Raw genomic sequence first — 9862 nt, forward strand, 5'->3', positions numbered from 1 at the left:
ACCTTCGCTTCGCTTCGGCCTGTAAAAGCCTTTTTTGCCTTACATGTGGCTGGGTTGTTATCCGTACAAGGCCACTGATCGTAGCCGTCCGGGGGCCCGACCCGTCAACCCACGCAACCGGTCAATCCCACGCGGTCGCTGCGCTCCCTTATTTCGCGGGATTCCCCGGCCACTCTTCGGGGTTGACGGCCCACCCTCGACCGGCTGGACCAGTGGGGGCCTCGCACGGCGGGGCAGAAAGGAGGTGGCTACATGAGCATCGACGAAGCGATCAAGCTCGCGACTTCGGTCGTGAGCTTGATGACAGCAGTCATCGCTCTACTCTCCATGCGGAACGCGCGCTTAAAGAGCAAACGCTCCCGAGCTGGAACTCGGAAGCGTAAGCGGAACGCAAGGAGGTAGTAGTCACACAATCCGGTGGTCGTGACCGCTTGGTTGCGGCCACCGGGCTCCTTTCTCAGGATATGGCCATCTCACCGATAAGGAAACCCTCATGGAACCACTGACCATCGTGAACTTCGTTCTATCGCTCACAGCACTGGGAGCTTCGATCATGGCGTACCGCGCCAACTCCAAGCACCGCAACAACGCAGGAAGCTAGACCAGACCCGGGGCGGGCTGCCACACGGCGGCCCGCCTACCGGGCCGGCCCGGTATCCTCCGAGGACAGTTGCTCCTCCAGGTGTGCTTCCCTGAGGACCGCGGTGATGGTCCGTATGGTCTCGGGGTCGTCCTGCCAACGGCTCCCGTCCCGAGGGCAGGCATCGAGGCTCCTCACCCCGACCTCGGCGGCGAGCTGCAGCAACTCAGCGCGCGCAGCATCGAGGTCTGCCAGCTGCTCTGTGCTCAGCTGTTCGGCCGTCAGCGGCTCACGCTCTATGGGCGCGTCCTGCACCACCGCCGATGGGGGTTCGACCTCGGTCGGCAGGCTGCGCCTGTTCAGGAAGTTCAGTAATCCCACAGTTCAACCCCTCTTCCTCAAAAGAACGTAGTAAATGGGGGACAAATCCGGCGGGACATCCCCACAGTACCAACCCATTCTGACAACTTTCAGGGAGCCTGGCCTCCGCTTCGCTCCACCCAGTTATTGGGCGTCCTCTCCGCTTCGCTCCGTGGCCGGCTGTTGGGCGCTGCCGGTCCGTCGCAGAGCTCCTGCCCGTCATCGCCTGTTGTGTCTACGACGTTTTTTGGCTGCTGTCCTTCGGATTCTATGTGTCCGCTCCACCCCGTCTAGCCCCTCCGCAAGCTCCGGGGCCTGCGGTCCGGGAATTTCCCTCCGGCGCTCCTGCGTCGCTTATTTCCTCCGTGAATTTCCCACCCCTTGCCCGGCGGGTAGACAGGCCTCCGTCGGCCACAGCTACGCAAGCTTCGCCAGCAGCCAAAAAACAACGGGGGAGAGGGGAAGCTGGCCGGTCACCATTGGTCGCCCCACCCACCCAACTTCTCGGACAAGAAGGACAAACACCACATGAACGCAATCACCATCACCACGGTGACCACCGAGGACACCGGCGAAACCATCGACGGCGTCACCGTGCTGGGCGACTACCACATGAACGACGGCTACGACTGGATGGGACTCATCTCAGAGCACGGCTGGGCCGTGATCCCCGGGTGGGGCTCTGAGGGCTGGGACTTGGGCCAGTGGCCCTATGTCATGGTCGCCGGGATCCGCACCGCCGATGAAATCGGCAACCTGTTCGGCTTGGCCACCTACTGCGAGGGCGACGTGAAAACGACGTTCTACCGGACCAAAGCCAGGTACTGGGATGCGGTCAGTGAACAGGCATTCTTCCACTGGAAGAACGGACAAGCCCACGGCCCGGACGACCTGCCCGAAGCCGCCGCAGAGCTTCCCAGCCGCTACCGGATTCCGCCCGTGTTCCAAACAGCCGCCGCCTAAGACCGCTCGACTCCTTGCCGGGCGGAACCCCCACCGCCCGGCAAGGCCCCACCCGCAAAGGACCAAGACAATGACCGAAACCCGCAGCATCGCCCAGACCCCGGCCCAAGCCGCTGTATTCCTCGAAACCCTCGCCGCGATCGTAGAGAAATCCCCGGTGGCCTACAGCACTGACGCCGCCGAAGACTTCGCCGCGCACATCCGGGGCATGGCCGAAGCCGTCACCACCGAGGCGCACGTGCAATCAGCCGAAATGGACACCACCCGGCAATACGCGGCACTGGACTGGCACAACGAATCCATAGCCGTCCTGTTCGCCCCGGAACACCGCCCCACATTCCTTTAGCAGGAGCTGAGAACCGCTGTACTGCCCGGCCAGAGCCGGGCAGTGCAGCCCCACCACTTCAAAGGAGCCAGCACATGAGCAACGCCACCACAGCCCCCAAAGGCATCACCGCCCTGATCTACCGCGACGCCCTGGGCGCGGACTTCTCCAATCAGGGTATTTCCGCCCACGTCATGGAGGTAACCGTCATCGGCGAGGGCATCGACCCCGTTTTCGAAGCCACCGAGGAACGGCCCGCCGTCCGGCTCGTCAAAAACGAGAGCTTCCACCGCGAAACTGTGATCCACGCCGAGCCAGTCGCCCCAGAAGACGGAACAGCCCCGTGGTACATGTTCGGCGGCACGTTCATCTTCAGCAGCGACTCACGATTCCGACGCGCGGCCGGACAGTACGGAGCAATCCCGCTCCACGACCGCCGCGAGTAGACCGGAGGGTGGGCCGTTCGCCTTGGTGGGCGGGCGGTCCGCCGCGGGTGGCCGCCTGGGTGGGTGGTTGCCGGCGACGGACCGCCGTTCCCGCAACGGGCCGGCGCCACTGACCTGGTGCGTGCGGCGCACCGGTGCCGGTTCTTCCCTGGAGAGGTTCGGCGGGGTCCAGGGAAAGCATGCTCGCAGGGCTCGCCCCCCTTTTGGGCGTCCACTCCGCAAGCTCCGTGGCCGGCTGTTGGGTGCTGCCGGTCCGTCGCGGAGCTCCTGCCCGTCATCACCTGCTTGTCTACGACGTTTTCTGGTTGCTGTCCTCCGGATTGTAGGCGTCCACTCCACCCCGTCTAGCCCCTCCGTGAACTCCGGGGCCTGCGGTGCAGGAAATGTCCCTCCGGCGCTCCTTCGTCGCTTATTTCCTCCGGGAATTTCCTGCCCCTTGCCCTGCGGGTAGACAGGGCTCCGCTGGCCGCCAAGCAAGCAAGCTTGCCAGCAACCAAAAAACAACGGGGGGAGACGGGGAGCTGGCCGGTCACCTAAGCCGCCCCACCCACCCAACTTCTCGGACAAGAAGGAACAACACCATGCTTAACCACCTGATAGCGCTGTACGTCCCGGCGCGACTGAGCGAAAGCGTAACCGTCCACAGCATTGACGCGCGGCATACGAGCCTGCAGATCATTGTCGGCGGCGGACTGGAATGCATTGCCCGAGGCGACTGGCAGGTCTACCTGAACGCGGAAACGCAGACCTCCGGAGCTTCAAACGTCCGCGCGGTGCAGCTGCTCCACGACACCGGCCTTGACCTCCCGGTCACCGGGAACGCCGTGTTCCTGGGCAGGGCGGGACTGGACCATGACACCGACGTGCCGGACTACCTGATCCGCAGGGCAGAGGCACTGTTCGATACGCGCCTGATCCAGCCAGCGGCCTAGCCGCCGACGGTGGCCGGGAACCAGATGTTCCCGGCCACCACCCACCACCCAACTTCTCGGACAAGAAGGACAACCACCATGATTGAAAAGCTCACCCTCACCGGCCCCGCTGACCTGCTGGCTTACATCCCGCACCTGCTTGGCGGCACCCCCACTGACTCCTTCGTCGTGCTCACCGCTACCGCCGGAGCCCTTGGCGCCACGTTGCGCGTGGATGCACCCATGGATGCGGCCCCTTCGGGCTTCGCCCAAACAGTGACCAGCCTCGCCGCACAGGACGAGAACGCCACGGCCTGCTACCTCATCGTCTACACCGACGAAACCGGCGACGATGACCGGTTCCCCTACGCCGCGCACGTCGCCGCCCTGGGTAACGAACTGGCCACCGCCCGGATGCCCGTCCGCAAGGTCTACCTCGTCACCAGCACCCACTGGGCCGCTTACGGCACCACCGAGCGGAACCCGCTGGAACAGATCACCGACAGCAATGCCAACGCCACCCTGACCTTCATGGGAAGCGCCGCCACCGTGGACGTCTACAACCCGGCATTGCTGGGCAAATGGGTCGAGCCGGCACAGGTGCCCGTGCTCACGGAAGAAGCCGTCGGGCAGGCACGACAGGAATGGGACGCTGCGCTGCGGACACCCGGCACGCCGGAGAAGGAGGCCGCCCGGAACCTGGCGGCCTGGTTCCAGGTCCCGCACCTGCGTGACGTGCTCATGGCCGAAACCATCACCACGAACAACGGCAGCATGCTTGACCTGCTGCGGGGCAAGTTCGACGGCCGACCGGACTGGAAGCGCGTGGACCGCGCCGAAGTCCTCGCTTTCGAACTGATGAAAGTTGTTCCCGAAGGCCAGCGCGCGCCGATGCTGACCCTGATGGGCTGGCTGCAATGGCTCAAGGGTTCCGGAACGCACGCAGAGCGCTACCTGAAACTGGCGGTCGAGGACGTACCGGATTACCGGCTGGCTGTGTTGCTGCGCGAACTGATCGTCACTGACCACATCGCGGAGGTGACCAAGAGCCGGGAGACCGCCTACACGCGCCGCATCAGCTAAGCGGGACGGTCGGGCAGGATCATCAATGGTCCCGCCCGGCCGTTCAGGTAGCGGGGCGGCCTCCTCCGCTGGCGCTCCCCCGGCCGCCATGACGCTGCGCGGGCGCAGCCGGCAAACCCAGTCAATGCGGAGGATCCACGACTACAGTGAACTCAACGAGAACACTGCACCTGGGAGAGCCGCATGGGAACCGAATACATCCTGACCAAGGACGACAAACCAGCACCGGACGCCAGCGTCCTCGAAGACCTCATCGAGCTGCAGCTGCTCACCGCCGGCGAACCCCTGGGGCCGATCGATTACACGCACACCCAGGAACACCACAAGCTCTAACACCACTGCAGCAACGACGCTGCACCACAGATTTCCTTTGTCCGAGGAAACCAGAAGGGCCGGCCACTAGGCCGGCCCTTCGTCATGTGCCTGCGTGTTTGACCACAAAGCGCCACAACACCACAGCCGCCAGAGCGTTTAGCCCGGCGATAAACAGATCCCCGGCCGCGGCCCGGCCAATGAACAGATCAATGGCCACCAGCACGAGTGAAGCAGCGGCAGCCACGGTGAACAGCACCGCCAGGAAGCGGGACCACCTCAGACCGCGATGAGCCCGGCCGGGTCCGGGCCGTGATGCCGGATCAGTCATGCCCCCACCCTACGCAGGAGCAAGGAGCATGCTCGCAGGGCTCGCACCCTTTTGGGCGTCCACTCCGCAAGCTCCGTGGCCGGCTGTTGGACCCGGCCCCGTCGTCGCTGAGCTCCGCCGTGCCCGGTCCTGTTTGTCTACGACGTTTTTTGTGGCTGTCCTGGGGATCATACGGTTCCGCTCCGGCTCCAGCTGCTGACCCCTTCGTTCCTCAGGGGCCCTGCGGCACTGGAATTCTTCGGCGGCGCTTCGCTTATTTCCTTTCGAAGATTTCCAGCACCTTGCCCTGGCGGGAGCAGACGCCTCCGTCGGCCCCGTAGAGCACTACGTGCCAGCAACAAAAAACAACGGGGGGAGAGGGGAAGCTGGCCGGTCACCATTGGTCGCCCCACCCACCCAACTTCTCGGACAAGAAGGAGCAACACCGTGAACGACGAAAACCACATTGCAACCGAAGAGATCGAATGGTTTCCCGCCCGGGCACTGGTGGATGCGATGAAAGCCGAAGGCCTGGAACTTCAGGTCGCCCAGACCGGCGGAGGCACCGCCACCTTTTTCCTTGAGAGTGAAGGCAGCCATACATTCACGATCGGCCCCGGATCATTCAGCTGGAAGAACCCACTGGAATCCCGGTTCACCACGGCTGAGCTCTACTATGGCCCGGACCATTACGACGACGAAGGCGAACCGGTGGAGTTCTCCGCCGACGAAGAGAAGACCATCACGCCGGGAACACCGATGGCGGACATCGCCCGAGAAGTCGCCGCCAACTTCCGTAGATTCAACACCCACCCGATCCCGGCAAGGACCGACGGCGGCGCATAGGCGCTGGGTGGGCCGTTCGCCTTGGTGGGCGGGCGGTCCGCCGCGGGTGGCCGCCTGGGTGGGTGGTTGCCGGCGACGGACCGCCGTTCCCGCAACGGGCCGGCGCCACTGACCTGGTGCGTGCGGCGCACCGGTGCCGGTTCTTCCCTGGAGAGGTTCGGCGGGGTCCAGGGAAAGCATGCTCGCAGGGCTCGCCCCCCTTTTGGGCGTCCACTCCGCAAGCTCCGTGGCCGGCTGTTGGGTGCTGCCGGTCCGTCGCGGAGCTCCTGCCCGTCATCACCTGCTTGTCTACGACGTTTTCTGGTTGCTGTCCTCCGGATTGTAGGCGTCCACTCCACCCCGTCTAGCCCCTCCGTGAACTCCGGGGCCTGCGGTGCAGGAAATGTCCCTCCGGCGCTCCTTCGTCGCTTATTTCCTCCGGGAATTTCCTGCCCCTTGCCCTGCGGGTAGACAGGGCTCCGCTGGCCGCCAAGCAAGCAAGCTTGCCAGCAACCAAAAAACAACGGGGGGAGACGGGGAGCTGGCCGGTCACCTAAGCCGCCCCACCCACCCAACTTCTCGGACAAGAAGGAACAACACCATGAACGCTGCACCCACCCTGGAAATGCTCGACCCCACGACCCTGATCGTGGACATCAACGTCCGCAAAGACGCAGCCCTGACCCCGGAATTCATCGCCAGCATCAAAGAACACGGCGTCATTGAACCGGTCATCGCGCACCGCAATGAGGACGGCACCGTGCATGTGCGCATGGGCCAGCGCCGCACCCTGGGGGCCGTCGAAGCCCAGTGCCCCCTGATCCCGGTGATGATCACCGCCTCCGCGCAGGACGCCGAGCGGATCGTCTCGCAGGTCGTGGAGAACGTCCAGCGCGCGGCGATGACAGATGCTGATGAAGCCGACGCCTACCACCAGCTGTCCCTTCTGGGCGTCTCGGCGGCAGCGATTGCGAAGAAGACCGGACGGAAAAAGGCCGCCGTTGAGGGCGCGTTGAAAGCCAAGGCATCCGATGCTGGAACCGCCGCCCTGGGCAAGGGGTACACCATCGAGGAAGCCCTCATCATGGCCGAGTTCGAAGGGGACGAGGAAGCGACCGCAGAGCTGGAATCAGTCATTGCGGACGAACCCGACCAGCTGTTCCATGTTGCCCAGCAACTGAGGGACGAACGCGAACGCGTCGCCGCCCTCGCCGCGTACACCGCGGAAGTCGCAGCAACCGGGAAAACCATTGTTGAAAGGCCCGGCTACGACGATAACGACACCGCCGCTGTCACGTCCCTGAAGCGGGCGGATGGGGAACCGGCCACCGAGGACGACGCGAACGCCGTCTACATCCTTCAGGACTACCGTGGCGAGTTCTCCACCGTCCCGGTGATTGTTGGGTGGAAGGAACAAGGCTTCACCGAGCGGTACACCTACCACTCGTCATCGGCCAACAAGGGGCCGATGACCGAGGAACAGAAGGCCGAACGGAAAACCCTGATCGCCAACAACAAGGCCATGGAATCGGCCACGACAGTGCGCCGGGAATTCGTGAAATCCCTGCTGGCGAAGAAGCAGGCACCGAAGGGCTGGCAGTACTTCACTGTCCATGCGATCACGCACCATACCGACGTCGCCCGGAGTTACGACGGAGAAGTTGCCGCCGAAATGGTCAGCGCCAAAACCGACGGAGAAAAGTCATGGGCGTGGAACCCGCTGAAGGACCACGTGGCCAAGTCCACGGCCCGTCCCGAGTTCTCCCTGATCGCATTGGTTTGCGCCGGATATGAAAAGACCATCGCCAAGGACTCGTGGCGGAACCCGTTCCAAAGCCACGTGGACTACCTGAACCAGCTCGTCACATGGGGATACACCCCGTCCGAGGTTGAGCAGATCATCATCGACAGCAGCAAACCAGCCGCGGAAGACTCCGCAGCGGAAAGCACCGAAGCGGCCTGAGAACTCCTTGCCGGGCGGAACCCCCACCGCCCGGCAAGGCCCGCGGCCACTCACCACGAACAGGGCCCGGAACCTCCCCAAACGTCGGGCGGTCCGCCGCCCAGGACGAACCACAGCAGCCAATCACCAGCGGCGGACCGCCATCAAACGCCACCAGGTAAACACCAAAAGCCGCGCGTCGCCGACTCCCCGGATACCCCCGCGACTGACCACCGAAGAATTTTGTCCGAATACACCGCTAGGCTCATCCCATGGCAGCACAGACAGGAGTCACCATGACTACACAGACAACCCCAGGCGTCACGCTCACCGAGATCTTCCCTGGCCTGCCACCAATCCTGGACCAAGTGATGATTGGCGCGTTGATCTTCGCGACTATCGGTGTGGTCTACCTCTTCATCCAATGGGGAATTGCCCACTCGAAAATGGAGGACATCGATGCCGGCACCATTGCGTTCCATTTCGGTTTCATCACCGCCATCTCCCTGCCCCTGATCCTGCTGAACACAACGGGCAGCGTGGCCGGCCTGATCACCGGCGCAGCGATCGGAGCGGTCATTGCCCTGACCACATACCTCCTCCTACGCAGGTCCCGTGCAACACACTCCCGAAACACGCTCTGACACTGAAGCCCTCAGTCTTGTAGACTGACCAACAGATTTCCTTTTTGCCGAGGGAACAAAGCAGGACCGGCCCGCGCCGGTCCTGCATTGTTTAACCATCAAAACCGGGACCCTTTCCCACGGGAGAAGACACCCGCCGCCGGCCCACCACCGATTCGGGACAGGTCTTTTCAGCCGGGACCACACCATGGGGCACATCCAACCAACCCACGAAGGCACCATCGCCACCGCCCAGGGCAGCTTTTAAAGAAGCCGGGGGAGTGCCGCCGGGCTTCTTCGTGGAACACCAAACCCACCTCTCAAACATGCACAGTTTTATACTAAAGAGATCCAAAAAACCCCTAGAATAAGCGGCAAAAACCTTTTTATTCGAGTGGATAAACGTTAGAATAGTAGTAGCAAGTCACTCAGACGAACCTCACTGAAACTGATACGAAACGCAGGACTGAAAATGACTACTTCACCCACCGATTACACGGTCTACACCAAGCCCCAGTGCCCCAACTGTGAGCGCACCAAGGAGTACTTCGACTCCAAGGGCATCACCTACACTCTCGTGGACATTACCGAGGTGCCGGCAGCGCTGGAATACATCACCGCAGAGCTGGGCTACTCCCAGGCACCGGTCGTGGTGAACAACTCCGATGACCAAGACCACTGGTCCGGGCTGCGCCGGGACAAGCTCGTCCAAGCCGCCATGAACAAGACAAACGCCTAGGAGGCATCATGACCACCGCACCGATCACCGCCGGCACCATCACCGCCATCCTGGACGGGCTCCGCGTCCCGGCCGAACTGCACACCGACCCGGAACTGCAGGCCGTGGCCTACGGGCTCGCGTTCCTGGACGCACCGGCCACCCTGGCCGAGGAACGTTTCTACGAGTCCGGCACCGTCTTCTACGACACCGACACTGACAGTGACTTTCCCTCACGGTACGAGGTCAAAAACCGGAACCTCGTGGTCGAGCAACTCAGCACCCGGGCCAACATCCGCACCGCCGAACTTCTCCGCGGCACTGAGCCCGAAGAGGTGAGCATCCGGTGAGGGAACCGCACCCGGTGGACGGGCTCACGATCAGCCCCCGGACGTACGTGGACCTGGACGAGTTCGGACGCATCGCCAATCCGTCCGGGGAGATCCACGTCGACGCCCCGGACC

General features: G+C 63.4%; 13 protein-coding genes. 11 read left to right on the forward strand and 2 right to left on the reverse strand.

The genetic code is table 11. The annotated features are described in order from the left end of the window. Window positions 1–637 precede the first annotated feature (637 nt). Window positions 638–961: a hypothetical protein gene (locus AC6JA3_RS22655; RefSeq protein WP_497920805.1), complete on the reverse strand. Its 324-nt coding sequence runs from the start codon at window positions 959–961 to the stop codon at window positions 638–640. Between the two features lie 507 nt (window positions 962–1468). Between AC6JA3_RS22655 and AC6JA3_RS22660 the strand changes: the two genes are divergently transcribed. The 6 genes from AC6JA3_RS22660 to AC6JA3_RS22685 all read left to right on the forward strand — a co-directional run bounded on the left by AC6JA3_RS22660 (window position 1469) and on the right by AC6JA3_RS22685 (window position 5001). Beyond that, on the forward strand, window positions 1469–1903 hold the full coding sequence (locus AC6JA3_RS22660) for a hypothetical protein (protein ID WP_497920806.1): 435 nt from the start codon (window positions 1469–1471) through the stop codon (window positions 1901–1903). A 70-nt stretch (window positions 1904–1973) separates the two neighbouring features. Beyond that, complete coding sequence (locus tag AC6JA3_RS22665; RefSeq protein WP_497920807.1) at window positions 1974–2249, forward strand: hypothetical protein; 276 nt, start codon at window positions 1974–1976, stop codon at window positions 2247–2249. 74 nt (window positions 2250–2323) lie between these two features. Next, a complete protein-coding gene (locus AC6JA3_RS22670) occupies window positions 2324–2674 on the forward strand; it encodes a DUF8317 domain-containing protein (RefSeq protein ID WP_497920808.1) in 351 nt (116 codons plus the stop codon). A 581-nt stretch (window positions 2675–3255) separates the two neighbouring features. Next, window positions 3256–3606, forward strand: a complete 351-nt coding sequence (locus tag AC6JA3_RS22675) for a DUF3846 domain-containing protein (RefSeq protein ID WP_497920809.1) — start codon at window positions 3256–3258, stop codon at window positions 3604–3606. A gap of 78 nt (window positions 3607–3684) precedes the next feature. Beyond that, window positions 3685–4668, forward strand: a complete 984-nt coding sequence (locus AC6JA3_RS22680; protein WP_497920810.1) for a DUF4192 family protein — start codon at window positions 3685–3687, stop codon at window positions 4666–4668. A gap of 183 nt (window positions 4669–4851) precedes the next feature. After that, complete coding sequence (locus AC6JA3_RS22685) at window positions 4852–5001, forward strand: hypothetical protein (protein WP_497920811.1); 150 nt, start codon at window positions 4852–4854, stop codon at window positions 4999–5001. An 82-nt stretch (window positions 5002–5083) separates the two neighbouring features. On the opposite strand, the gene AC6JA3_RS22690 is transcribed toward AC6JA3_RS22685, so the two are convergent. Beyond that, window positions 5084–5311: a hypothetical protein gene (locus AC6JA3_RS22690; RefSeq protein ID WP_497920812.1), complete on the reverse strand. Its 228-nt coding sequence runs from the start codon at window positions 5309–5311 to the stop codon at window positions 5084–5086. Between the two features lie 426 nt (window positions 5312–5737). Between AC6JA3_RS22690 and AC6JA3_RS22695 the strand changes: the two genes are divergently transcribed. The 5 genes from AC6JA3_RS22695 (at window position 5738) to AC6JA3_RS22715 (ending at window position 9748) form a co-directional block, all read left to right on the forward strand. Further along, window positions 5738–6136 (forward strand): hypothetical protein, encoded by a 399-nt coding sequence (locus AC6JA3_RS22695; protein WP_497920813.1) that lies wholly within the window; start codon window positions 5738–5740, stop codon window positions 6134–6136. A 580-nt stretch (window positions 6137–6716) separates the two neighbouring features. Continuing rightward, window positions 6717–8078 carry a ParB/RepB/Spo0J family partition protein gene (locus AC6JA3_RS22700; RefSeq protein WP_497920814.1) on the forward strand — a complete coding sequence of 454 codons (1362 nt, stop codon included), beginning with the start codon at window positions 6717–6719 and terminating at the stop codon, window positions 8076–8078. 275 nt (window positions 8079–8353) lie between these two features. Next, window positions 8354–8701, forward strand: coding sequence for a hypothetical protein (locus tag AC6JA3_RS22705; protein ID WP_284987861.1), 348 nt, complete (start codon window positions 8354–8356; stop codon window positions 8699–8701). Between the two features lie 451 nt (window positions 8702–9152). Continuing rightward, window positions 9153–9419 (forward strand): glutaredoxin family protein, encoded by a 267-nt coding sequence (locus AC6JA3_RS22710; RefSeq protein WP_284987862.1) that lies wholly within the window; start codon window positions 9153–9155, stop codon window positions 9417–9419. 8 nt (window positions 9420–9427) lie between these two features. After that, on the forward strand, window positions 9428–9748 hold the full coding sequence (locus AC6JA3_RS22715) for a hypothetical protein (RefSeq protein WP_497920815.1): 321 nt from the start codon (window positions 9428–9430) through the stop codon (window positions 9746–9748). Window positions 9749–9862 lie beyond the last annotated feature (114 nt).

This window comes from Arthrobacter sp. TmtSoilC79 (genome assembly GCF_059739405.1).

Bases quoted from the DNA above. Each gene is read 5' to 3' on its own strand.
- AC6JA3_RS22715 (WP_497920815.1), top strand. From the start codon at position 9,428: ATGACCACCGCACCGATCACCGCCGGCACCATCACCGCCATCCTGGAC.
- AC6JA3_RS22675 (WP_497920809.1), top strand. From the start codon at position 3,256: ATGCTTAACCACCTGATAGCGCTGTACGTCCCGGCGCGACTGAGCGAA.
- AC6JA3_RS22710 (WP_284987862.1), top strand. From the start codon at position 9,153: ATGACTACTTCACCCACCGATTACACGGTCTACACCAAGCCCCAGTGC.
- AC6JA3_RS22670 (WP_497920808.1), top strand. From the start codon at position 2,324: ATGAGCAACGCCACCACAGCCCCCAAAGGCATCACCGCCCTGATCTAC.
- AC6JA3_RS22680 (WP_497920810.1), top strand. From the start codon at position 3,685: ATGATTGAAAAGCTCACCCTCACCGGCCCCGCTGACCTGCTGGCTTAC.
- AC6JA3_RS22705 (WP_284987861.1), top strand. From the start codon at position 8,354: ATGACTACACAGACAACCCCAGGCGTCACGCTCACCGAGATCTTCCCT.
- AC6JA3_RS22660 (WP_497920806.1), top strand. From the start codon at position 1,469: ATGAACGCAATCACCATCACCACGGTGACCACCGAGGACACCGGCGAA.
- AC6JA3_RS22665 (WP_497920807.1), top strand. From the start codon at position 1,974: ATGACCGAAACCCGCAGCATCGCCCAGACCCCGGCCCAAGCCGCTGTA.
- AC6JA3_RS22685 (WP_497920811.1), top strand. From the start codon at position 4,852: ATGGGAACCGAATACATCCTGACCAAGGACGACAAACCAGCACCGGAC.
- AC6JA3_RS22690 (WP_497920812.1), bottom strand. From the start codon at position 5,311: ATGACTGATCCGGCATCACGGCCCGGACCCGGCCGGGCTCATCGCGGT.
- AC6JA3_RS22700 (WP_497920814.1), top strand. From the start codon at position 6,717: ATGAACGCTGCACCCACCCTGGAAATGCTCGACCCCACGACCCTGATC.